This is a genomic window from Anatilimnocola aggregata (assembly GCF_007747655.1).
In the GTDB taxonomy this organism is placed as follows: Bacteria; Planctomycetota; Planctomycetia; order Pirellulales; family Pirellulaceae; genus Anatilimnocola; species Anatilimnocola aggregata.
The window spans coordinates 4,931,142-4,956,195 of sequence record NZ_CP036274.1 but is presented as its reverse complement, the minus strand read 5'-3'; the positions used below and the strand labels follow the sequence as shown (position 1 = coordinate 4,956,195).

The 25,054-nt window shown below is 57.1% G+C and carries 14 protein-coding genes; 6 read left to right on the top strand and 8 right to left on the bottom strand.

What is annotated here, in order from left to right; translation table 11 throughout:
• Positions 1–13 precede the first annotated feature (13 nt).
• From ETAA8_RS18435 to ETAA8_RS18410, 6 genes are all read right to left on the bottom strand, one after another.
• A complete protein-coding gene (locus ETAA8_RS18435) occupies positions 14–1,600 on the bottom strand; it encodes a Ppx/GppA phosphatase family protein (protein WP_145091505.1) in 1,587 nt (528 codons plus the stop codon).
• A 30-nt stretch (positions 1,601–1,630) separates the two neighbouring features.
• Positions 1,631–2,629 (bottom strand): ROK family protein, encoded by a 999-nt coding sequence (locus tag ETAA8_RS18430; RefSeq protein WP_145091502.1) that lies wholly within the window; start codon positions 2,627–2,629, stop codon positions 1,631–1,633.
• Between the two features lie 160 nt (positions 2,630–2,789).
• On the bottom strand, positions 2,790–3,398 hold the full coding sequence (coaE, locus tag ETAA8_RS18425; RefSeq protein ID WP_145091499.1) for a dephospho-CoA kinase: 609 nt from the start codon (positions 3,396–3,398) through the stop codon (positions 2,790–2,792).
• A gap of 301 nt (positions 3,399–3,699) precedes the next feature.
• Positions 3,700–4,326 (bottom strand): response regulator transcription factor, encoded by a 627-nt coding sequence (locus tag ETAA8_RS18420; protein ID WP_145091496.1) that lies wholly within the window; start codon positions 4,324–4,326, stop codon positions 3,700–3,702.
• Positions 4,286–7,213: a PAS domain S-box protein gene (locus tag ETAA8_RS18415; RefSeq protein ID WP_145091493.1), complete on the bottom strand. Its 2,928-nt coding sequence runs from the start codon at positions 7,211–7,213 to the stop codon at positions 4,286–4,288. The genes ETAA8_RS18420 and ETAA8_RS18415 overlap by 41 nt, the downstream gene beginning before the upstream one ends.
• Positions 7,214–7,456: 243 nt before the next feature.
• Positions 7,457–10,903: a Tex-like N-terminal domain-containing protein gene (locus ETAA8_RS18410; RefSeq protein ID WP_238397417.1), complete on the bottom strand. Its 3,447-nt coding sequence runs from the start codon at positions 10,901–10,903 to the stop codon at positions 7,457–7,459.
• Between the two features lie 145 nt (positions 10,904–11,048).
• Here ETAA8_RS18410 and ETAA8_RS18405 point away from each other — a divergent pair, with 145 nt between their 5' ends.
• The 6 genes from ETAA8_RS18405 to ETAA8_RS18380 all read left to right on the top strand — a co-directional run bounded on the left by ETAA8_RS18405 (position 11,049) and on the right by ETAA8_RS18380 (position 20,362).
• A complete protein-coding gene (locus ETAA8_RS18405; RefSeq protein ID WP_145091490.1) occupies positions 11,049–11,801 on the top strand; it encodes an MBL fold metallo-hydrolase in 753 nt (250 codons plus the stop codon).
• Between the two features lie 34 nt (positions 11,802–11,835).
• Positions 11,836–12,234, top strand: a complete 399-nt coding sequence (locus ETAA8_RS18400) for a Dabb family protein (protein ID WP_145091487.1) — start codon at positions 11,836–11,838, stop codon at positions 12,232–12,234.
• Positions 12,234–12,548 (top strand): hypothetical protein, encoded by a 315-nt coding sequence (locus ETAA8_RS18395; protein ID WP_145091484.1) that lies wholly within the window; start codon positions 12,234–12,236, stop codon positions 12,546–12,548. Before ETAA8_RS18400 ends, ETAA8_RS18395 begins: the two co-directional genes overlap by 1 nt.
• 80 nt (positions 12,549–12,628) lie before the next feature.
• Complete coding sequence (locus ETAA8_RS18390) at positions 12,629–13,507, top strand: ThuA domain-containing protein (protein WP_145091481.1); 879 nt, start codon at positions 12,629–12,631, stop codon at positions 13,505–13,507.
• 153 nt (positions 13,508–13,660) lie between these two features.
• Positions 13,661–14,461: an MBL fold metallo-hydrolase gene (locus ETAA8_RS18385; protein ID WP_145091478.1), complete on the top strand. Its 801-nt coding sequence runs from the start codon at positions 13,661–13,663 to the stop codon at positions 14,459–14,461.
• A 267-nt stretch (positions 14,462–14,728) separates the two neighbouring features.
• Complete coding sequence (locus tag ETAA8_RS18380; protein ID WP_145091474.1) at positions 14,729–20,362, top strand: protein kinase domain-containing protein; 5,634 nt, start codon at positions 14,729–14,731, stop codon at positions 20,360–20,362.
• 385 nt (positions 20,363–20,747) lie between these two features.
• Here ETAA8_RS18380 and ETAA8_RS18375 read toward each other — a convergent pair whose 3' ends face one another.
• Together ETAA8_RS18375 and ETAA8_RS18370 are read right to left on the bottom strand one after the other, a co-directional pair.
• On the bottom strand, positions 20,748–21,536 hold the full coding sequence (locus ETAA8_RS18375) for a biotin--[acetyl-CoA-carboxylase] ligase (RefSeq protein WP_202921069.1): 789 nt from the start codon (positions 21,534–21,536) through the stop codon (positions 20,748–20,750).
• Between the two features lie 32 nt (positions 21,537–21,568).
• Entirely contained in the window at positions 21,569–25,009 is a 3,441-nt protein-coding gene (locus ETAA8_RS18370) for a pyruvate carboxylase (RefSeq protein WP_145091467.1), read from the bottom strand.
• Positions 25,010–25,054: the final 45 nt, after the last annotated feature.

Sequence of the window (25,054 nt, the reverse complement as noted above, 5' to 3'; positions counted from 1 at the left end):
AGAGGACGGACCTTTACTTGCGAGCCATCCGCAGCAGTACGGGGAGGCCAAACACTTCTTCAAACAGCGAACCGTTCTGCTTCAGCGCGAGTTGTTCCAGAGATAAGTCTTCGACAAGCGGAATCGAAATGACCAGCCGGCCATCTTCGCGCGAGCAGGTAATTTGGTGGATCCGCTGACTGCGCGACTCGTCGAGCGCGATGGCGACTCGCAGAATCGCGGACAGTTTGGCCACAACCACGCGTTCGTCGCGATCGAGCGTGGCATATCCTTCGTGCGTGGGCTGGGGAGAAGCACGCCGGTGATAACGCGCGACCAGGGATGCCAGGAGTTGCTCTTTGCGACCGAGACCGAAGAGTTCGCTGTTGCGAATCAGATACATCGAATGCTTGTGATAGCTACGATTGCTGATAAACAGCCCGATCTCATGCAACAGCGCGGCCACGCACAAGATCACCTCGGCCCGCGGCGAAAGTTGATGCTCCTCGCGCAATTCGTGAAACAGCGTGGAACAGAGCGCGGCCACATGCCCAGCGTGAACATCGTCGTAATCGTATCGTTGGCCCAAATCCATGGCCGAGCGCACGATCTGTTTGCTGAATTCTTTCGACCAGCCCGCACCGGCGGCCATTTCAAGCAGCAAGCCGTCGCGGAGTGTGAGGTTTGTGATCAGCAACTCCTTTAACTGCAATTGCCGGGCGAGCATCACATAGGCGAGCAGCGCAGGGCCGATGGTTTCAGCTTCGGGATAGGTCAGGTGATACTTGCGGACCAGGCTATCTTCTGACTGCCCGAGCAGCTTGTTTGTCAGATCTTCAAGTGCCGATAACTTGAGCCGTGCGAGATGCTTTCCATCCCAGCCTGGCTGAAGCGTGCGGGCCGCAAAGCGGACATCGCCCCCCATGGCGACCAATTTCACAGCCCCTTCGATGGCTACAGTCTCAGTAATTTCTTCCACCGTCCGCTGAATATGATTCTCCATGATGTTGCGCAGCTTTTGAGTCGGCGCGCGGAAAGCTTCGAGTGTTTCGCGTAGACGCAGCGAACCCAGGCGATAGGTGTGGGCATATACCACGTCGCTACCTTTGAGTAGCAACAGTTCAGTACTGCCGCCGCCGATTTCGACCACCACCACTTGCGACTTGCTCAGTTGTTCATCGCGGGCGATGAGCGGCTGAATACCCAGATAAGCGACTCGATTCACTTCCGATTCGTCGAGCGAATCGATCTGCAAGCCGGTCGCGATATAAACGCGATCGAGGAAGGCCAGGCGATTGCTTGCTTCGCGCACGGCACTGGTCGCCACGCAGCGAATCTGCTCGGCCGACTCGATCTGATATTCGCGCAGAATGCGACGATAACTGCGCAGCACGCGTACGCAATCTTCAATGGTACTTTTGGCGATTGCCCCACGCGTAAACGTATCGCGCCCCAAGCTAACAGCTTGCGACAAAGATTCGAGATTTCGGACTTCGCCGGCGGCCGTAATTTCGGCAATCGCCATGCGAATCGCGGCCGTACCAATATCGATCACCGCGACTGGCTTCACGCCGCGGGCAGCAGGAGCCGGTACAGGAGTTTCGGAAATGGGGGAAGTCATGGCGAAAACCAAGGAGATTGGGCCACGAGATTACGCGGGAACTGGTGCGGCGCCAAAACAATGTTCGGCCCAGGCAGCAGTGCCGCGAGCGACTGCATCGTCGCCCAGTTTGGCCACAACCACCTTAAAGCTTTTGGCATAGGGTGGGGCAGCCCGCGCACGCGCGGCTTCTTCCACGCCGTGGACGAAGAGTTCCGGCATCGCTTCGACGAGACCACCGCCGAGCACCACGATGTCTGGAGCCAGCAGGTTTACGGTATCCCCCACGACCTGGCCAATCAATCTTGCGGCGCGCTGAATAATTCGCTCGACGGACTTGTCGCCAGCCTTGATCGCTGCCGCCAAGACGCCACTTCTAATCTTGCCCAGATCGGTCTCAGCATGTTGATACAGATAAGGGGCTTCGCCGCGAAAAGCAGCCATCGCCGCCGCAGCTGAAATGGCGAGCCGGCTTGCTTCGGTTTCGAGACAGCCGATACGACCGCAGCCGCATTGCAAGCCACTCGGATTTACCTGCATGTGCCCAAACTCAAAGGCCGACAATGTCCGTCCGCGAATAATCACTCCGTCGTACACGCAGCCGCCGCCGATGCCGGTCCCCGGGAAGACGCCGATCAGGCAGCGGGCACTTTTCCCCGCGCCAAACCGATATTCGCCATACACGCCAGCATCGACGTCGTTGAGCACGACGGCCGGGCAGTCGAATTCCTTCTGCAGAATTTCTTGAACGTGAACGTTCTTCCAGCCGAGATTTGCCGAATCGACAATGACACCTCGCTCTAAATCGACCGTGCCCGGGCAGCCAATACCGATGCCACGTAACTGCTGCGGCGAACGCCCCGCTTCGCGCAAGGCATCGTGAATCGTTTCGATCACGCGCTCCATGCCGGGACGGGCACCTTCGGCCCCCTTGGTCTTGCGGCGCTTGCGGCCGAGCGGGCGAAACTGCTCGTCGAAGACGGTGGCCATCATCTTCGTGCCGCCGAGGTCAAATCCTACCCAGCAGCGATCGGGTTGCGTTGAATCCATGCCCACACAAGCTCAGAGAAGTAGTATCGGGGAAGTATGCAGACTAGCGGAATCACCCTCTGTTCGTCGATTCTATCCGATCAGTGCCCGGTAACTAGTCGGCACCGATCAGCAGAGGGCGGTTCACTGAATCTTCACGTTCCGCAGAACCGTGATCGCATCACGAGTTAACGTCGGTCGGAATCCAGGCCAGCCAAAACGCTTTGACCTGTCGATTCAAGTCGTCCAAGGTGCCGCCATTCTCGATCACCGCGGTCGAGCGTTGCTTCTTCTCGCCCAGTGGAAGTTGGGTCGCTTCGCGACGCGCTAACTCCGCGGCATCCCAGCCACGGCCCTTCGCACGCTCCAACCTGGCCGACTGAGGGGCATCGACAAACAGAACCCGGTCGCACAGCCGATCCCAACCCGCTTCGAGCAAGAGGGCCGCGTCCAGGATCGCAGCCGGATGTCCTTCGCTCTGAAGCAAATTCAACTCTGTTTTCAACTTTTCGGCGATGAGTGGGTGAGTCAGCCGATTGAGAAACAGTCGTTCCGACTCGCTTCCCTCGGCAAATACAATTTTGGCAACAGCCGAGCGACTAACCTGACCATCGGACGTCAGGATGCCTGGCCCCCAGCGATCAACGAGGGTTGCGATGACCGGCGGTTCGCGGAGAACTGCATGCCCGGCACGGTCTGCATCGAGCACCACGGCCCCAAGCTTAACGAATGCTTGCGCGACGGCACTCTTGCCACTCGCAATGCCGCCAATAAGACCGATCGTAAGCATCTCCCCAGCATAACCAAGGGAGGTGCCAACCGGGATGGAGGGGCAGCACCAGAGCCCGGAAGGCACCTCTGTGCGAACGCTGGTTTTTCCTGCCAGGAATCCCGGCGGAGATCCAGCGCGTCATCATCAGGTGCGAGGTGACTGTTGAGAATAAATATCGCCACTAATCGTGCAGCAATAGACTTGAAATTATCACCGTTTGGCACATTTAGGCCACAAGCCAGTCGGTTGTCCGGGCGCATGTCACGGCACGCACGAACCATGACAGCGAAAACCACCCGTTTGGCGTTGTTGTCTATGGCTACTTAGTGGCCGCGACGCCTAGGATCATTCGGACCAATTCGATATCATTTTCAACCTTTAACTTTTCCAACAACTTGGTCCGATGTTTTGCGATCGTCTGAATGCTGACGTCAAACTCCGTGGCAATCTGTTTGACGGTTCGGCCGGCAACAAGTCGGTCCATTACTTCGCGTTCGCGATCGGTGAGAGTCTGCAGCATGGGAAGCAGTTCGTGCTGACCGCGGCTCGCTTTGCGGGCAGCTAGGTCGCGCTCGAGCGAAGTGCGAATTAGATTCAGCAGCGCTTGATCGTCCAGTTGCGTCTTTTCCAGAAAGTCGACTGCGCCGTCGCGAAAGGCGCGACGACAGGCAGCGAGGTCGCCGTGAGCGGTCAAAAAGATGATTGGAATCTGCGAGCCCCGTTCGCGCAAGATGCGCTGCAGATCGAGCCCCGACATTTCCGGCATGCGCACGTCGGCCACCAGACAACCGGAGCGTTCCATGTCGAATTGATCTAGGAACGCCTGGGCCGACTGATAGCTCTCGACGTTGAGGTTGTCGGTTTGGATCAGGAACGATAGCGAACGCAATGCACCCGGATCGTCATCAACCAAGAATACTGTCTGCGTGACTGTGGCTGGCGTCATCAGCTTGATCCTCAAGCAAAGGAATTGAAAAATGGAATGCCGCCCCGGCAGTCGTTGGTTCGGCTTGCAGGCTTCCTCCGTGCGCTTCAATAATCGACCGACTGATCGACAAGCCCATCCCTAGGCCCGATCGTTTAGTAGTAAAGAACGGCTCGAACAGCCGCTGTTTGACTTCTGCTGAAATTCCCGGCCCTGCGTCGTTCACCTGGCAATGAACTTCGTCCGCGCCGAGATATGTGCTGATCGTGATGATCCGCAAACGGGCCGGCAGCGATTCCATCGAGTCGAGCGAGTTGCGAATGAGATTGACGAGCACCTGTTGAATCTGCACGCGATCGATAAGCACTGTAGGCAGGTGCGGAGCTAAGGCGAGCTTGATTTCGACATGCTGCTTGCGGATTTCGCTGGCGAGAAGTTGCAATACCTCCTGCACGACGCCGTTGAGCGACAGCGAGGCACGTTCGCCCAATTGCTTGCGTGCGAACACGCGCACGCGCCGCACAATTTCCGCGGCACGATTGGATTCTTGCGAGATTTGGGCCAGGATGTCGCGCAGTTCGGGGCTGAAATCATCGGGCCCCGACCAGCGTCGGAGAATCCCCGCCGTGTAGTTTTGGATGGCGAACAGCGGCTGATTGATTTCGTGCGCGAGGCCTGCAGCCATCTCGCCCATCACACTCAAACGCGATACATGCGCCAGCTGCGCCTGCTGTTGCTGCAATCGCTCTTCAGCCCGAGCCTGTTCCACCAGAGCCTCGTGCAACTGGTTGTTTGCTACCTGCAGGGCGGCTGTTCGTTCGGCCACATGGCGTTCAAGTTCACTCTTCGCGCGAAGCAAAGTTTCCGTCGCGCGACGTTGGTCGGTGATGTCGAAGCAACTTCCAATGAATCCGCGAAACTCACCGTTACTCAGGAGTTTGGGCGTTCCCTCGTGGTGCATCCAGCGATATTCGCCATCGTTCCGGCGGAGGCGATAGTCTAAGCGAAAGGAACTTTGCGTCGCCGCAGCTTCTGAGTAGGCTTGTTCGCAGGCGGCGCGATCTTCGTCCTGCACATGGTCGAGCCAGCCTCGCCCCAATTCTGCTTCCAACGTGCGTCCCGTGAATTCGAACCAACGCAGGTTGCAATAGGTGAACTCTCCTCGGGTATTGCTCGTCCAGATGAGCACCGGTGCCGAGTCCGCCATGCGCCGAAACCGTTCTTCGCTGGCTTGCAGTTCGAGCACCACGCGTTTCTTGTCCGAGATATCGATCACATTGCCAAGGTAGCCGGTAACCACACCGTGCTCATCTCGAATCGGCACCGCGGTGCCATAGACCCAAGTGATCTGCCCCTGCGGCGTGAGGTAGCGATACTCCATCTCGAAATTTCCACCTAGTTCAAGCGCTTGCTGAAAAGCGCGCGCCACCGGTTCTCGATCAGCTGGATGCAAGCACTCGACCCAACCGTGTTCTTCTCCAAAATCCGCAGGTCGACCGGTGAGTTCCGCCCAGCGCGGATTGAGATACTTACACAGGCCGTCACGATCGGTCTCGTAGATACCAACGTTTGACGAAGTCACCAAAGTGCGATAGCGGCGCTCGCTTTCTGCCAAAGCTTCCAGTTGTTCCACGCGTTGGGTAATGTCGCGCGACAAGCCCACCAGGCCGACAATCTCACCTGCTGTGTTGCGATAAGGGCTCTTCGTCGTCAAAAACCAATACTTGCGATTCTCTAATTGAGCGGTCTCTTCAAACGTCAGGGCATGGCCGGCTGCAAATACCAACTGGTCGCGCTGCCTGACACCATCGGCCAGGTGTGCGGGGATAATCTCGTAGTCAAATCGCCCGACAATGTCGCTCACCGATCGATGAATCAAATCGGCCCCGGCCTGATTCATCAACAGATACCGGCCTTCCCTATCTTTGACGTATATCAAATCTGTCGTGTTGTTCAGCACCGATTGCAAGATGTTAAGGTTGTATCGCAGCTGTTCTTCGACAGCTTGACGGTCGTCGATCACGGTTGCGAAGACGATCGGTGTTAGCATTGCGACCAGAGTGAATGACTGGAATGCGAGCGCTTGCAGGTCCGGCTGCGGAGAGGAAATTGCAAACAGCCCTAAGCCGTGAACCGTACAGAACAAGCCAATAACTACGGCCACCGCCGAATTGACAGCCGCGCCGGTTCGGCCCAGCCTCAACCCGGCCCAGACCAGGCACGGTGCCAGATAGATCAGTCCGATCAAGCCCCAGGCCACCGACGGCGTGCTGGTTCCAAAAGCGATCGACGCCACTGCAATGGTGAGCGTCAGCACCAAAGCCGCCTCGGCAAGCCTGAAGTTCTTGCCGAAACCGCGGACTGTAAGGCGGCCGGTTTTCAGATTTGCAAATGCAATCTGCACCGGGCAGACGAGCAAGATGCCCACCGAGTCAGCCTGCCACCATAGTTGAAAGGTGCGCCAGAAACTAACCGTGGTATCATTACGCAGCAAGCCATAGGCACCGATGGCAGCCCCCACGAGCGGCATCAGCAGGGCCACCGCCGCCAGTTCGAGCACATGCCTCAACTTTAGAAACTGTACCGGCCCACCATGGCACCAGCGTAGTAACGCCGCTCCGCAACAAGCCTCAAATCCATTGGCCAGGGCGAACACCAAAGCCAGCCACACTGGCTGCTCGAACAAAACTAGTTCGGTGGCGATGTTCAGCGCCGTCGCCAGAAACACGTACTGCCACCAATGTCGTTGGGGGCAGAGCGCGAGTGTGGCTAAAAATAATCCAGCCGCGGGCCAGAACGTGGCGAACTGGAGTTCCGGAAACGACAGGGCGTGCCCTGCCACAATGAAGGCTAAATAGGTGATGCCAAAGAGCAAAACCTGAACGAAATGTCGCGCGCCTGGAGCCATCCGAACGATTCAGCGCCCAGCCTGCAGAACGGTGATTGGTTACCAACGAATGCTGCGGAGAGTCGCTCTGGAGACGAAGTCGCCTAGGTGTGGTCGAAGTCCTTCGAACACGAGAGACCTGGAAGCCTAACAGACTATTTCCCAATCGTCGCGAGAGCTATGCGACTTTATCACCCCCCAAAACAGCCGTTTCAATAGTGAACCGGCTTGGGTGCCATACTTCGCGGCAAATACTGCCGCGAACTACTTCTTCGAGTCCCCTTCGCCATCTTTGCCGGGGCGTTTCTTCTCGAAGAACTGCTGCAAGTCGCCGAAGGAACGCATCGGTGCGCGCCCCTCCTGCTGGGCCTTGGTAATGGGCTTCTCTACCTTGGGTTTGGTGGGAGCCCGCTCGATCACGCGTGGTTGGGCCGGTTCATCGCGGCGTCGATCTTGTCCACGTCCCCGACCTTGCGGCGGACGCGATGGTCGTTGACCACCACCTTGCCCCTCGCGAGGTGGACCTTGATCCCGCCTACCATCGCCTCGGGGACGATCGTCGCGCCGACGATTATCGTTTGGCCGATCGCCAGCTGGTCGCTGTTCGAACTGACCTGGCGGACGCTCGCCACTGCCGACTCCGGCTGGTTGCGGTCCACGGCCTTGTGCGCCTCCTTGCGGAGCACCTTCTTGCCGGGGCCTACGTGGGCCGCGCTCGCGCGGCGGACGTTGAGGTTTTTCACTTCCGGGAGCGATTGCCGTCAGCGAGACGCGACGCCGATTCTTATCGACCTCCACGACCCAGACTTTCAGCACGTCACCGACGCCGACCACTTCGTGTGGATCGCGAATGTAACGGTCGGCCAGACGACTAATGTGAATCAAGCCACTGTCCGACAAGCCGATATCCACAAACACACCGAAGTCGACCACGTTGAGCACCGAAGCCTGCAGTTCCATGCCAGGTTGCAAGTCTTCCAGCTTCATGATGCCGCGGCGGAAGACCGGCGCGGGAAAGCTTTCGCGCGGATCGAGGCCCGGACGTTTGAACGAATTCAAAATGTCGCGCAGCAAGTGTGTGCCGGTGTTCAACTCGGCAGCTAACTGGTCGACGATCACTTGGGCCGCAAGTTCTGCGATCCGGTTCTTCACCGGCTGTGGCGAAACAGCATCTGCTGCCGATCCCGCCGAAGGCTGCTCGTTAGAAATTTCGACAGGAACGAGTGGCTCTGTTGTTGCTAACGAACTCGCGGCCGTATTCTCGCCAGGTTCACTCACCATGGGCGCGGCAGGAACAACCGGTTCAGTAACCGCAGCAGCAGCGGTTGGTTCTGATGACGCTGCTTCCACTGGCGCAGTTGTTTCGACCGTTATGCCGTCTGCCATCGGCATTTCAGTGACTGCAACTTCCGCGGGCTGACCTTCAGCTGATTTCTCTTCAGGCAAAGCGCCGAATTCGCTCTTCTGCGGCTTCGGCGGCGGAGCAGGCACGACCTTAGCCAGTTCGTTTTCGTCGGTCCCCATCTTATGCAGGACAACGCGGGCCGTTTCGTAGCTTTCTGGGTGAATCCAGGTCGCATCGAGCGGATTCTCACCACCGATGATCTTCAAAAACCCGGCCGCCTGCACGAACGTAGCATCCCCAAATCCGGGCACCTCTTTGAACTGTTCGCGGTTCTTGAATGGGCCATGTTCGCGGCGATATTCATACACGCGGCGAGCGGTCAGCGCGTTCATGCCCGAGACATACCGCAGGAGCGCGGGACTCGCAGAATTCACGTCCACGCCGACGAAGTTCACGCACGATTCAACTACTGCGTCGAGCGAATCCTTCAGATGTTTGGCCTTCATATCGTGCTGATATAAGCCCACACCCAGGTTCGCCGGATTGATCTTCACCATTTCCGATAGCGGATCGAGCAGCCGGCGGCCAATCGAAATCGCTCCGCGCTGCAGTGCATCGTGATGCGGCAGTTCTTCACGCCCCAGCGGGCTGGTGCTGTAAATGCTCGCGCCCGCTTCGTTCACAATCACGTAGGCGACGTCCCGGTCCTTCAACTCCGACGCCAGAACGTCGGCCACCAGTTGTTCGGTTTCCCGACAACCCGTTCCATTGCCGATCGCGATGACCGAGACGTTGTATTGTTTGACCATGTCGGCCAGACGGGTCCGAGCCTTTTCGTGCCGGTCGTCTTTGCCAATCACGTACATCATGCTGTGGCCGAGCACGTTGCCGAACTCATCGAGCGCAACAAGCTTGCAGCCACTCTTAAAACCCGGATCGACGGCCAGCACGCGGCGGCTATGGGTCGGTGGCTGCAGCAACAACTTGCGCAGGTTGCGAATGAACACATCGACGGCGTGCTCTTCGGCGTGATCCGTTTGTTCGCGGCGAACTTCACGTTCCAAGCTAGGCAGAATTAGCCGCTGCAAAGCATCGCGGACGCAACCCTTCAGAAACACTGCGTGCGGATGGTCGGCGGGCACCAGGAATTGTTCCGCTTCGGCAGTCATCGCGTCGACATCGGCTTCGACTTTGACGCGAATCGCGCGAGCTCGTTCGCCCCGATTGATCGCCAGAATGCGATGGGGCGGAATCTTGGCCAAAGGCTCGGCGTAGCTATAAAAATCCTTGAAGGCGTTTTCGGCGACGACCTTCTTCTTCTTCTTTTTTTTCTTCTTTTTCTGCGACTTTACATCGGGAGCCACCAGCGGCGCGGCGGGCTTCTCGAACAAGCGACCTGTTGGGAGTACATCGCCAGCAGGCGCAGCTTCGCCAGCAGCCACAATGTCAATCGCGGCAGAAGTGGCCGATGACGAGGTATCTTCTACTTGCTCCGGTGCCAGGGCCGGATCGACGGGCAGATCACTGTCGGGTGGAGGTTGCTGAAGCGAAGCGGTCGCAGTTTCGACAGCCGACGTTTCAGCAGGCAGTGTCTCGACGACCTCGGTCGCAGATTCTTCGTCAGCCGCAACTATGACAGCTGAAGCTTCAAGCTCAACCTGTTCTTCGGCCGACACTTCGCCTGCTGGCAACGAGGCTGCTGCGGACGGTTCAGCCACTTCAATTTTGGTGCAGACGAGCTTGCCGCTGCGTTGAAAAATTCGCCGTAACCGGCCGCGCAATTCGGGGTTTTCACCGAACTTCTCCGCCAGCAAGTGACCAACGCCGAGCAGTACATCGCCAATGGAGTTCAACTGTTTATCGGCAGAAACGAAATCGGCAGCCCGTTTGTCGAGGTCGGCAGCCGCCGGATCAGCTTCCAGAATTTCGCGCGCAAGTGGTTCCAGCCCGCGCTCGCGGGCGATGGTTGCCAACGTCTGTTTGCGCGGCTTGAACGGCAGATATAGATCCTCAAGCCGCTTAGGCGTGTGAGCATTCTGGATCTGCTCGGCGAGTTCCGGGGTCAATTTGCCCTGAGCTTCAATCGACTTGAGGATCGTCGCTTTACGCTCGGCGAGCATTCGCAGCTTGATCACACGGCCTTGAATTTCGCGAATTTGTTCTTCGTCGAGACCGCCGGTTTCGTCCTTGCGGTATCGGGTAATGAACGGGACCGTGTTGCCGTCATCGAGCAGCGCTACGGTTCGCTCTACTTTTTCCGCTGGCAGGTTGACGTCGCGAGCCAATTGACTCAGGTCGACGCGATAAGGCTCGGTCATGCAAAACTCAACAGTGCCGCGGACGTAAAGAAAAACCAGAAACGACATTGCGCGCAAATGCCCCGCGCAAAATACAAGCCGCGCAATCTAGCGCTGCAACGACATCTTGTCAAGGTTCTCCTTGCTTACGCGCACCCCTCCAACTGGCCAGAACTCGTTGCTTTGCCTCAGCAGTTCGTTAGACTTACCGGCGATGCAACTCATTCTTCTCGGCACCACCGGCTATCATCCCAGCGCGCGACGTCACACCGCGTGTTTGATGTTTCCTGAAATTGGCCTGGTGCTCGATGCTGGCACCGGCTTCTTTCGCGTGCGCGATTGGCTGCAAACCGCCGAACTCGATGTCTTCGTCACGCATGCTCATCTCGACCATGTGATCGGGCTGACGTTTCTGTTCGATGTGGCTCATGAATCCGGCTTGCAAGCGACGCGGGTGCATGGAACCTCCACGCATCTGCAAGCCGTTCAAGACCACTTATTTGCCCGGCCACTGTTTCCCGCCATGCCTCCGCTCACCTTCAAACCTCTCACCGGCCCGCTGAAAATTGGGGGTGATACTTCAGGCGGCGGAACATTAAGGTATTTTCCGCTGGAGCACCCCGGTGGCTCGCTTGGGTATCGATTGGATTGGCCCGATCGCTCGCTGGCTTACGTGACCGACACCACGGCACGAGCCGATTCGCCCTACATCGACGAGATTCGTGGCGTCGACCTGCTCATTCACGAATGTTACTTTCCCGATGGACAAGAAGAGATGGCCTTAAAGACCGGTCACAGCTGCTTGTCGCCGGTATTGGCGGTGGCCCGCGCGGCAGCAGTGAAAAAACTGGTTCTCATTCACATCAACCCGATGGCTGAGGATGATGATCCCCTGGGACTGGAACTGCGCAACGACCTGGACCTGCCAGTTTCGATTGCCTACGACTTACAAAAGATTAATTTTTGACGAACCCTATTCTTGGCACTTTCCCGGCGATCTCATGAAACTACCTACCTTTGTTTGTCTGTTCACCGCCTTACTTGCACTTGCTGGTTCCACCATGGCTGCTGCCCAAGCTCCGGCGAAAGATGCCAAAGTGCTGCGGCACATCGTGATGTACAAATTCAAAGCCGAGATGTCTCCGGCCCAGATTCAGGAAGTGGGCGATACCTTTGCGGCGCTCCCCAAAAAGATCGATAAGATCATCGACTTCGAAATGGGAACAAACGTCAGCCCAGAAGGGAAGTCCGAAGGTTTCACGCACTGTTTTGTCGTGACGTTTCGAGATGAAGCGGGGCGCGACGAATATTTGAAGCACCCTGCGCATACGGCCTATGTGCAAGTGGTGAAAGACCGGCGCGAAAAGGTGATCGTCTTCGACTATTGGGCCCAGCCCTAATGGCCAATGACTCCAATCAGCCGCGCGTCGAGACTCAGCGGAGCAATTCCCGGCAGGTTCCAGCCGTGCTGCAACTCGGGTGTGCTCATCTGCTGGGCATTCTCGCGATTACAGGAGTGCTTCTGCTCTTCAACACACTTGCCGTCTCCATTGCCTATCAATCGTGGCTAGAGATCAGGTCCAGCAGCAGGCGCGATCCACGCATTGCCCAAACGATCGTGATTATCGGGCCGCTCCTGCTACTTTTTCTGCAGTATTGGCTATACGACCGCCTGCGCGACTGGCTCATTCGGCCCAAACTCAAAGATGGCTGATGGAACCTCGTTCCGCTGCCACGTTCTGCACCGCTACAATGGGCACTTGCCTTCATCGTCACTTTTGGGAGTTTGCTACTATGCCTGCCGTTCTACCTCTTCAGCGAGCTGCTGGTTTCGTTGCGTTGTTGGTTCTGTTCGTCAACGGGTTGTGCCTGCTCCCTGGTACTTCACAGGCACAAGAGAAAAAGGATGAGGTTAAACCGCTGAAGGTGCTGCTGGTGACCGGTGGTTGTTGTCACGACTATGAACGGCAAAAGCTGATTCTGAGCGAGGGAATTGCCTACCACGCGAAGACGGAATTCACCATCGTCCATGAAGGGGGTAAGAGCACCAACCACAAGGTTTCGATCTACGAAAAGGAAGGCTGGGCTGACCCTTACGATGTTGTGATCCACAACGAATGCTTTGCCGATGTGAAGGAACCCGGCTTCACCGAAAAGATCCTCAAGCCACATCGCGAAGGAAAGCCGGCGATTGTGATTCACTGCGCCATGCACTGTTACCGCGACAAAACGGACGAGTGGTTCAAGTTTATCGGGGTCACGTCGCACAGGCACGGCGGACATTTTCCGTTTGAAGCCATCAATCTCAAAGCCGATAGCCCAATCATGGCGGGCTTTGGTGAAAAATGGAAAACGCCAGCCGGCGAGTTGTATCACATCGCCAAGATTTGGGAAAACTGCACGCCGCTCGCACATGCCCATAGCCCGGAAACCAAAAGCGATCACGTTTGCATCTGGACGAACACGTATGGCAAGGGGCGCGTCTTCGGCACCACCATTGGTCATTACAGCAGCGAAATGCAAGATCCAGTCTTCTTGAATTTTATCAGCCGCGGCCTGCTCTGGTCGTGCGATAAGTTGAATGACGATTACCTGATCAAGCGGAGCGAGCCAGCCAGGTTCAGCTTCGAGAGCAAACTTGGCGACCCGCAGCCTACTCCGGCCAAAAAGTAATTTCCCACTATCAGAACGAAGCGAATATTTGACAATCTTGCGAATCGACTCTGACTCTCAAATTAACTGCATCAATGTCTCGAGCAGGGCGAAACTCACAGTAAACAACCGACCGCCTCGAATCTCTCATTCCCAGCTTATAGTCCTTCGCCAGTGAAAACGATTCTTACCACCGATATTCGCGGCCAGTTCATCCTGCTGGGGACTGGCACGAGCGTCGGTGTTCCTTCACTGGGCTGCGGCTGCGATGTTTGCTTAAGTACCGATCCGCACGACAAGCGGACGCGAGCCAGTGCTCTAATCGGCTTGCCAGAAGGAAATTTGCTGATCGACACGGGCCCCGATCTGCGCTTTCAGTTGCTCCGCGAGAACGTCGGCATTGTCCACGCGGTCGTTTATACACATGAGCATGCCGATCACCTGTTTGGGCTCGACGATCTGCGGCTGTTCCCCTTTTACCTGGGGCATCCAATTCCCCTCTATTGCGAAGAGCCGGTCGAGCGTCGCATTCGCCGCGCGTTCGACTATGCTTTTCACGAAGAGCACACTCATCAAGGGGCAGCGCCGCAGTTGTCGATTCGCCCCCTCGATCTGGAACCCTTGTCGCTGCTGGGTGCCGAAGTCATTCCCTTGCGGCTGAAGCACGGACCGCGGTTTGAGGTGCTCGGTTTTCGCGTCGGCAATATCGCCTATTGCACCGATACCAATCACATTCCCGGCGATACGATGGCCCAATTGCAGGGGCTCGATGTGCTGGTGATCGATGCCCTGCGCTGGCGGCCCCACGTCACTCATTTTTGTGTCGACGAGGCAATTGCCGTTGCCCAGCAACTGCGTCCCAAGCGGACCATCTTCACGCACATTTGCCACGAACTTGGGCATGCAGAGACCAACGCCAAACTCCCGCCTGGCATCGAAATGGGCTATGACGGCCAGCGCATTCCCCTCACATAATAGCGCTGCGGCTGGTGCGCAAACCGGCGACGTAACAAATTCGCCCTTCGCACGCTAACAAGCTTTGGGGTCTGCCGCCCCGGGCCCGCTAAAAACGCCCTCGTAGACGCGGAATTTGCGCTTCGCTAGCGAGACTTTCAATTGCCATTTTTGGCTGAATGGCTTATGTTGTCCTAAGGCTTGTCCCACACGGATGTTGCGCGGGATTTAGCCCCTCCAGGATTTTTGCCCGACGCGTCAGCTCGGCTGTCGCCCGCGAGTCAGCTCATGGCACCATCTCGAATGTCCCTCAGCTTCAAAATTGGCGATCAGCCGGTCCCCGGCTATCGGCTAGTTCGCGAGTTGGGGCGTGGCACATTCGGCGTGGTTTGGCTAGCCGTGACCGAGAACGGTTTCGAGCGGGCGCTTAAAGTCGTCAATCTGGAGCAGAAGGGTGGCAAGAAGGAATTCCGTGCGCTGCGGTTGATTAAAGACCGCAAGATTCTGCACGGCAATCTGCTCACTTTAATCGATTATTGGCTGCTTGATCGCGATGGCACCATTATCGCCACGCCGGGCAACGTCAATCTCGATACTCAAATCTCGCCGCTCAACAAAGCCGGCTCAGCCCCCGGCAACCTGGCTGCCACCACGGAGCCGGCAAAAACGCAGCCTGCCAAGCTAACGCCGCTGGCCGGCACGATGATGCCCGGCGGCGAAGGGGACACTGCCTTCAATGTTCGCGATACCTTCCAGCAATCACGGTTGACAGACACGACCGAAGAGATCAACAACAGCGCGATTTGGCTCGTCGTGGCAATGGAACTGGGCCACAAGACGTTGCACGATCGTCAACGAGAACACACAACCGAGCTTAATCACAAGACCTTGTCGAAAGTTTCCCGCCGTGGTGTCACCGCCATCGATGCCAAGGGAGATACTTCGCCTGGATCGCACACGGCGTTCGACAAACATCCTCCGAAACCGGACGCGGAAGACGACCTGCTGGCCTCGCTCCCCGCCGATGAAGTGCTCCCCTATATGGAGCAAGCAGCCCGTGGACTGGATTATCTTCATCGCTGCGAAATAGTGCATCGCGACGTCAAGCCACAGAACATTATGCTGGTGGGCGACGTGGCCAAGGTCTGCGACTATGGCTTAGCCAGCGAATTGGGAGACATGCGCGCAACTACCAACGCGTTTACCTTGCCCTATGCCGCGCCAGAGGCAATTAACAATCGTCCGTGCCCGGCCAGCGACCAGTATTCGTTAGCCGTCAGCTATGTGGAACTGCGCACGGGGCGCTGGCCCTTTGTCAGCAATACAGCGACGGCCGTTTATGGTGCCAAGGAAAGCGGCAACCATCACTTAAAGTTCGTGCCCAAGCGGGCCGTACGTGCGGTACTGAAAAAGGCCCTCTTCAAGAACCCGAACGACCGCTATTCCACGTGCGGCGAGTTCGTCAAACAGCTGACCAAGGCCGAACATTCACGCTCGAGCGTATTTGCCATGGTGCAGTTCGTTTTGGCGATCATCGCGATCGTTACAGTACTTCTCGCCGCCGCAGCTACGCATCCTGATATTCAAGCCCGGATGCTCAGTATTATCGATAGCTTTCGTTCCACCGATGCCAAGGAATTTGAACGACGGCTGCGTGTTGCCGAACGCCAAGTAATGGACGAGAAACACGCCGATGCTTTAGGCGAGTTTGAATCGCTCTATCGAGATTTTCCGGGACTCTCGCCGGACGATAACTCGCTGCGCTACGACGCAATCATTGGGCGGGCGCGGGCGGAATTGGGGGGCAAAGATGCCTTGCAAGACGCGCAAGTGCAGGACGCCATCGGTCGTCGAATCGACGAGTTGCCGTCCGATCCACAGCCACCGCTGAGCGACCTACAGAAGTTGCGTGTTTATTACCTGCAGTTGATTGCCAAACGCAAGACACTTGCCATTGGTGGACTCGATCCGAATAGTGCGCCGGCTCAAGAGGCCCTGGCATCTTGGGAACGAGCTTTGTGGGCGCGTGCTTTGCAAGCTTCGATCGAAGATCGGCGGGTGCCGCCGAATCTGAAGGAATCGCTGCGCACGGTGATTGCTGAGCGCAAAGCTATAGTGTCGCCCGAAGATTTTCAGAAGGCGAAGGCAAGCCTGGCGCAAATGCTGGCCGTCGCCAAGGAATCGCTCAGTGAGGAAGATGAGTTCTGGCACGCGATCAAGCTCGAAGAATTACACCTAGCATTCAAGCATCCCGAGCCCAACCATGAGCAGAATCTACGCTCGCTCGATGCACTGCTCGCAAATCGCCTGCAGCAAGATCGCCAGGCAATCATCCGCGGCCAGTTGCTCCGGCTGTTGATTCTCAGCGAACTAAAAGCTTCGCAACCGTCGTTTTTCGAAGAGCCCATTTACCTCACCATCATTTACACCGACGGCGGACTGGCTCAACTACAAGAGACGTCTGATTCGCTGTTTTCGATCCCCGAAATCAACGCGCTCAAAGACCTGCGGCAGCGCTTCAAAAACGAAATTCGCGACTGGGCGGAGCCCATTCCCGAGGCGGCTTTCCCCGCCGTCACGGCCTTGTGCGGCAAACTTGAGACGTTCGATCTGCTCCGCCACCGGCTGAACAAGCATTTGGAAGATAAAACGCTTGGCGAGAAACAGTTGCTGGCTGTTCAAGCCAGTTGGGCCGATCTGAACAAGCTGCTGACCCTGGATTACAAGCTTGACTCGGCCGAAGCCGCCGACCTCAAAGATCTTAGCTTGAGCGTCAGCTTTGCCGATCCGCAGGAGAAACCCGAGGTCGCGCTCAAGGACTTTGTGCAGCGAGTGCGCGATTCGCGGCACGGAGCGAAATGGATGAAGCGGTTGCTCGACCGCGCTCAGCAGAATCCGGTCTGGGTGGATGCCGCGATTCCGGCACTTAAGGAACTGAGCCTGGAGCCCACCGAGGACCTGGCGCTTGACGAAAACTTCGATCGTTGGCGAGCCGATGCCAACAATTTGACGCTTACCGGCATTCTCGCAGCCGACCTTGGTTCACCTGCCGCGGTGAAAAAAATTATCGACCGGCTCGATCAGGCAGCCGATCAAAACCGCCCACTGCCTGCACTGGTGCGAATCGAATGCGAACTGCTTACCACTCCCAAGCCAGATGACAACCAGCGCCGCGGCTGGTTGGCCCGCATTCGCGCCACGCTAGAAGAATTGGAAGAAACCGATTCTTACCTTGCTGGCTACGGCGAATTCCTCCGCGCCCGTTTGCTCGCCAGCAGCAGCAAGTCGTTCGACCGCGACGATGCCGGCAAGATTGTGCTCGCCATGTTCAAACAGACTGAAACTCCCGCGTGGCTAACGAGCTGGCGAAAGCAAGCCGCGGGAGACATCCTCTCCGGCATCGCCCTCTCGGCCCTCGGCAAGGACGATAGCGACATTCTGCAATTCCACGTGCTGAACCTAAGTGCGCAGACGCAACTGGAAGAGGTGCAAACCGTCGTTGCCAAAGCAGGCTTGCAAACGAACGCTCTGCTCGCCGTGTCGGCCATTGTCGAAGCCACCCACGCCGAGAAGTCAGATTGGAAGAAGGTGGGTGAGCTTGCCCGCCGTTGCCAGCAGGACAGCAAGACCCGCGAACTTCTGCAATCGCAAAACCGGCTCCTCCTGCTGGACTATGTCGAGGCTTTATCGAACTTGCGCCTGGCTCCGCAAGATAGAGACCTGCCACCCCAGATCATTCTCGCTTTCCAACGCATCCTGTTTGCCCGCGAAGGGAATGAACCGCGGTTCTTTCAGTTCGATAGTGCTCAAACAACGGATGATGGCGGAATTTTTCGCAACCTGGTTCTGCCAATCGTCAGCCATCCTTCGTTCAGCAAGTCGACGAAGACGACCCCCGAGGCTAGACTCGCGCTCGGAGCAATCTGGGGTGCCAAGGGTCGGCTCTTGCAACGCGACAACAAAGTGGTGGTACACGATCCGCTTCGCAAGGTCGATAAGCGAGATACAACGACCGTCGCACTGGTTCTCGCCCACGATGCCTTTCGCCGCGCTCGCGAATGCCAGCCAGACTACATCAATTATGTGGTCGGCTTTGGTCGTACCCTGATTGAGTTGCCTTCGACCGATATCGACCCGGAAAAGCGGGCCGAACTGATCTCGCAAATCGTCGACCAATATGATCCCGACGGCAAATCGAGCAACTTGGGAATGCTCTCTCTTGGTGCATACGTACGCCGCTACCAAGCGCACGAACAGACAGTTCAAGCGCAGCAACTCCGACTCTCGAACGAGGCCATTCGCCGTTACCAGTTGGTGCTTGATGGGACCAAGAACAACGATCCGTTCGAGATTCGCGCAGTCTGCCTGGAAGGCTTGAGCGACGCCCACTTGCGCCGCGCGTTCTGGATTTCCAAAGTAGAAGCCAGTGAAGTCACCGCACTCTTGGCGCAGAAGACGCCGCCGCCGAATACCAAGGCGTTTCATCTGCAGCAAGCTTCGGCGACGGCGCTCGAAGCCGTGCGCATGCCTGGACGGACGCAGCAGGAAAACGCCCACAATGCGCTGGGCAATGCTTACGAAGACATGGCCTTTTATTTGGGAATGTCGGAGTACTATCAGCAGTCGGTTGATACATTTGAGACCGGCATTCAACTCGCCGAACAGGAAGAGCGAATCTCAGCCCGAGCGAAAATGCACCTGGGTCGCTGTCTTTGTCGCTACGGGCGTGATTTTCTCTCGGGGTTATCAGCGAAAAACCGAGCCGCGATTCTGGAACGTGGAGTCGCGCACCTGACCACCTCGCTGGATGAGGCGAAGGCTCGCAATCGCCTACGGGCCGAGACCCTTTACTGGCGCGCCACCTCGCAGGTCGCCCTGATTGCTTATCAACCCACCAAAGCCGACGAGCTGTTGCAGATGGCTGAGAACGACTTTGCTGAGGCCGCGCAAATTGCCACCGATCTTGGCACGACTGAGGCCAATTACTACAAAGTGGAGGAAATCCGTGTAGCCTTGATGCGGAAGTCGAACGAAGGAACACCCGCTGTTCAACAGTCGGCCGCGCAGCAACGAGCAAAAACTTCAACCGACGCGATCTTCGCCGCAGCTGCGGCCGATCCTAAAAAATTCACCATCACCACCCTCTCGCTGCTAGTGGGCCAATCGAACGCCACCTTCCCGCAAGATCAGCAGAAATTGAAGCGTTGGCTTCCTTCGTCGGGACCGCTCCACGCCCATTGGCGGTCGAATGACGCTGCCAAAAACGAAGCTGCCAAGCTTTATTTGATGTGCGCACTGCTGCTGGGCAGCAAAGAAGACGAACAAGAGGCGGCAGCACTCGTGGCATCCATTGCCGATCCACAACTCAAGGCAATTGCCAACGCCAGCTTGCTCAACTTCATTGCCGACCAGCAACGCCGCGCGACGGATGTGGTCAGCAAGAGCTTGATCTCTGTTCCCGCAGGTCCTGAAAAGAATCAAACAATAAAAAAGGAGTTACTCGCCTGCTTGCCCAAATTTCGCGAAGCTTTGACTGCCAACGATGCTACGGTCGATGCAGAGACTCGGGCACTGCTTGAGAAGGTAAATCGAACGCTATTGGAAGAAATCTTGGCCGGCAAGTTCGACAACAGGCCGAATGTCGAAACGCGGCAGATCATTAATCTGGTGCAAGGAACATTAACGCTGCGCGACGCATTGCACCTCGTCGCGCTGCAACTCTCAAATCTGTCCACTGATGATAAGGAGAAGCTGGCATTGCTCAAGCTGGCCCACGATTGCGTGAAACCGATCTTTCTGCTGGACGAAAACAACTTCACCGGCCTGGCGCGTGCCAATATTTCTGCAGCCAAGGCGAAGTACACGCCCATCCTCAATTCCCGTGAGAAAGAACTCCGGGAGCTGGGTTTCCAATTCGATTAGGCATGATCCACAGTTGAGCGGAGTGCCTCGGTCATCTTCAAGCCGGCGTTAGCTACAGCCGCCACCGGTCAGGAAGTAAAGCACGATTAGCACCGGTAGAGGTACGCCGATTACCCAGAAAAATGCCCAAATTGCTTTGCTGCCCATGACTTTGCTCCGCTGGAATGCTCATTGTAGTGAGAGGCCACGTCGTCCTCTCCATTTGACAAGCCGCACTAAAGCAAAGACTATGCCAAACAACTCTCCACGTAAGAACCAGCGGAAATGCAGGCGTTTTTGAGCCTCTTCGGCAAACACTTCGCGATGGTTGGCACTCCCGTGATTCGCGCCAATCCATGCTGGCAGTGAACCGTTCAAGCTTGCGCAGTTGGTGAACACGCGCAACCTACTCGAAGCTGACGATGCTCCCCGCGTGAAAACTTTGCCGACCGCGCTCGGTCTGCAGGAGCAAAGCCCCGTCGTCATCAATGCCTAAGCAGCGTCCTGTGTGCCGCTGCGCCCCTGCTTGCAGTTGCACGATCCGTCCCGTAAGGAGCGAGCGATCTCGCCATTCCTGGCGAAGCGACGAAAAACCCTGTTCGCGCAATTGCTGCCACCGTTGGTCGAGGCTGCCGAGGATGCTGCGCAACACGTCGGTAAGGTCATGCGGTTGGCCATCGACATCGCAAAGTGCGGTGGCCGAATCTCGTAACTCTTCCGGCGCGTCGGCAAAAGAGTTGTTCACATTCACCCCGATCCCTACGATCATCCTGCCCCGCGCTGGAGCCGGTGACTCGATCAGAATTCCGCAGATTTTCCGCTCGTTGGCGTAGACGTCATTTGGCCATTTCACGGCAATGTCTGCGGCCAGGCAGTGGCTGGCCAATGCTTCGCAAACGGCCAGGCCGGCAACGAGCGAAAATCCCGGCCATTGTGCCGGACCTAGCTCTCCTGGCGAGCCTGAAATGATGAGCGAGAACATCAGACTGCCGGGAACTGACCACCAACGATTGCTGCCACGGCCACGCCCAGCCGTCTGTTCCTGAGCGAGCACGAGTGCGGGGCAAGCCAACCACTCTTCAGCAGCCAGTGCGGCCGCGCGGTCGTTAGTGCTGGCGAGCGACTGGTGAAATTCCAGCCGCTCAATAAGTCCACTGCGCGCCAGCTGGGGAAGGTCGAACCTGTCGCGTTTCATCTCTTCCTCGTCCCCGAGTCTCGTTCCTGGCATTACGCAAACGTTAGCATCAAGTCCCCGGTCTCCACACGTGTGCCTGGCTTGACGAAGAGTTCGGCAATCTTGCCATCTCCTTCCGCCATTACCGTGGTTTCCATTTTCATCGCCTCGAGCGACAACAGCTTCTGTCCCTTGGCAACTGTGTCTCCGACTTTCACGGCAACCGACACAATCATGCCCGGCATGCTCGCTCCGACTTGCTGCTTGTTCGCAGGATCGGCTTTCACTGTCTTGCTACTGCCCCCTTCGAGCGACTTGTCGACCACGGTCACGTCGCGGGGTTGCCCATTCAACTCGAAGAAGACGGTTCGTTTGCCGTCGGCATGGGGTTCGCCAATGTTTAAGAACTTGACGATCAGCGTCTTACCTTCTTCGATATCGATGGCCATTTCTTCGCCAGTGTCCTGGCCGAAGAAAAAGACCGGAGTCGGAAAGATGCTCGTGTCGGAATAGATTCGTTGGTGATTGGCAAATTCTTCGAACACCTTGGGATAAAGGATATGGGAGAGAACTTCGCGCCGCGACGGATCTCGCAGTAATAGTCCCTTCACCTTCGTGGTGGCCGCATCTAAATCGGCGGGGGGCAAAGTTGCACCGGGACGCCCCTTCATCGGCTTGCGATCACGCAATACTCGCTTCACCACCGCCTTGGGGAAACCTCCCGGCGGCTGCCCCATCATTCCACCGACCAGATCGATGACCGATTCGGGGAATGCAAAATCGCGAGTTCCTTCGACGATGTCTTTCGGCTGCAGATCGTTGGCCACCAGGAATAATGCCAGGTCGCCGACCGCCTTCGACGACGGTGTGACTTTTACGATATCGCCGAGCAGTTGGTTCGTTTCCGCATACATCTTGCAGATTTCCGTCCAGCGATCGGCAAGGCCAATCGCCCGCGCTTGCTGGAACAGATTCGTGTACTGGCCGCCAGGCATTTCGTGCTCATACAGTTCGGCCGTGGCCGGCGGCATCACGCTGTCGAACGGCAGATAGAACTCACGCACCGCGTGCCAGTAGTCGCTGATTCGATTGAGCACATCTGCACTCAGGCCAGTATCACGCTTGGTGAAGCGAAGTCCCTCGACGATTGCATTTAAGTTGGGCTGACTGGTGCCACCAGACATGGCAGCCATCGCAGCATCGGCGACATCGAGCTTCACTTCCGAACCTTTGATGATCGACGCAGCTTGCATGCCGTTCGTATCGTGTGTGTGGAAGTGAATCGGGATGCCGATTTCCTGCTTCAGCGTTTTGACGAGTAACTCCAGCGCGTACGGCTTGCAAAGTCCCGCCATGTCCTTAATGCACAGGATGTGCGCGCCGAGCGATTCCAGTTCCTTCGCCAAGTCGACGTAATACTGCAGGCTGTATTTGTTGCGCTGCGGATTGAGGATGTCACCCGTATAGCAGATGGCCGGTTCGCAGAGGCCGCCCGCTTTGAGGACGGCTTCCATCGCCACCTTCATGTTGGGCACCCAGTTGAGCGAATCAAAGATGCGGAAGATGTCCATCCCCGCATCGGCGGCCTCTTTGCAGAACTCGCGGACGACATTGTCCGGATAGCTGGCGTAGCCCACGGCATTGCTGGCGCGAAACAACATTTGAAAGAGAATATTCGGCACCTTCTCGCGCATGTCAGCAAGGCGCTGCCAAGGGCACTCCTTCAAAAACCGCATCGTGGTGTCGAACGTTGCCCCGCCCCACATTTCCAGCGAAAACAGGTCCGCTGCCTGGTGAGCATACACCTCGGCAATGTTCAGCAAGTCCTTCGTGCGCATGCGCGTGGCCAGCAGCGACTGGTGAGCATCGCGGAACGTAGTATCGGTCAAAAAGAGTTGCTTCTGCTTCGATACCCATTCGCCAAATTTTGCGGGCCCGAGTTCCTTCCACTTGTCGCGGGTTCCCGGCGGGGGCGTCGTTCCTTTTTCCAGCTTAGGAACCGGCGCGGGCAAGCGGCGAGTCGCTTTGGGCAAACCTTTCACCAGCGGATGACCATTGACGATCACTTCGCCCAGGTAGGTGAGGAGTTTCGTCGCGCGATTGCGCCGCCGTGGCAAGTGGAACAGATCGGGCGTTTGATCGATAAACCGGGTCGTGCAGGTGCCCGCGAGAAACGTCGGGTGCGTAATAAGCTGAATCAGAAATGGGATGTTTGTCTTCACCCCGCGAATACGGAACTCTTGCAGGCAGCGTTCCATGCGCCGCGCCGCATCGACGAATCGCCGGCCGCGGGCGCTCACTTTCACGAGAAGTGAATCGTAGAACGGATTCACGGTCGCCCCACTGAAAGCACTTCCGGCGTCGAGACGAATGCCCATACCCGCTGCCGAGCGATAGTGGGCAATGCGGCCATAATCGGGCATGAAATTGTTGCCCGGGTCTTCTGTCGTCACGCGGCACTGAATCGCAAAGCCGTTACACTTTACCCCTTCTTGCGACGGCAGCCCGATTTCGGGATCGCTCAGCAGCATTCCCTGTGCAATCAGCAGTTGCGACTTCACGATGTCGATGCCAGTCACTTCTTCGGTGACCGTGTGTTCCACCTGGATCCGCGGATTGACCTCGATGAAATAGAACTGGTTCGTATCGCGATCGACCAGAAACTCAACGGTCCCCGCGTTCTCGTAACGAACAGCTTTGCCGATCTTTACCGCTGCATCGCACAACTCTTGGCGCACTTTCGGATCGAGCAGTGGTGCCGGCGCAATTTCGACGACCTTCTGATGCCGCCGTTGGACCGAGCAATCGCGCTCGTACAAGTGCAGCAAATTGCCATGCTTGTCACCGAGCAATTGTACCTCGATGTGGCTGGCACTAGTGATGTATTTTTCGATGAAGACATCGGGACTGCCGAAGGCCGACATCGATTCGCGTTGGGCCGATTCAAAGGCCCCGACAAATTCAGATTCCTTAAGAACCACCCGCATGCCGCGCCCGCCGCCGCCGTGGGCCGCCTTGAGGATAATAGGAAAGCCCATCTTGGTGGCCTTCTTCAGGCCATCCTGCGCGTTTGGGATGGCATCGCTGCCGCTGAGCACCGGCACATTCACTTGCTGGGCAATGTTGCGGGCAAAAGTCTTGTCCCCGAGTTTTTCCAGCGCTTCGTCGTGCGGTCCCACGAAGATAATGCCTGACTTATGGCACGCGCGAGCCAGCTCGGGATTTTCCGAGAGAAAACCGTAGCCCGGGTGAATGCCATCGACCTCGTGCTGCTTGGCAATGGCGATGATTTCGGCAATGTTCAGATACGAGCGGATTGGCTCGCCCGGTTTGCCAATCTGGTACGCTTCGTCCGCCTTGAAGCGGTGCAGTGCGTAGCGATCTTCGTGGGCATAAATGGCGACCGTCCGAATGCCCAACTCGTGAGCGCTGCGGAACACACGGATGGCGATTTCACTGCGGTTAGCGACAAGCAGCTTGTTGATCTTTTTCATGGTTCAGGGCGGTCGCGGGACCTGTCGGTCAAAAAGTTGGGGAGA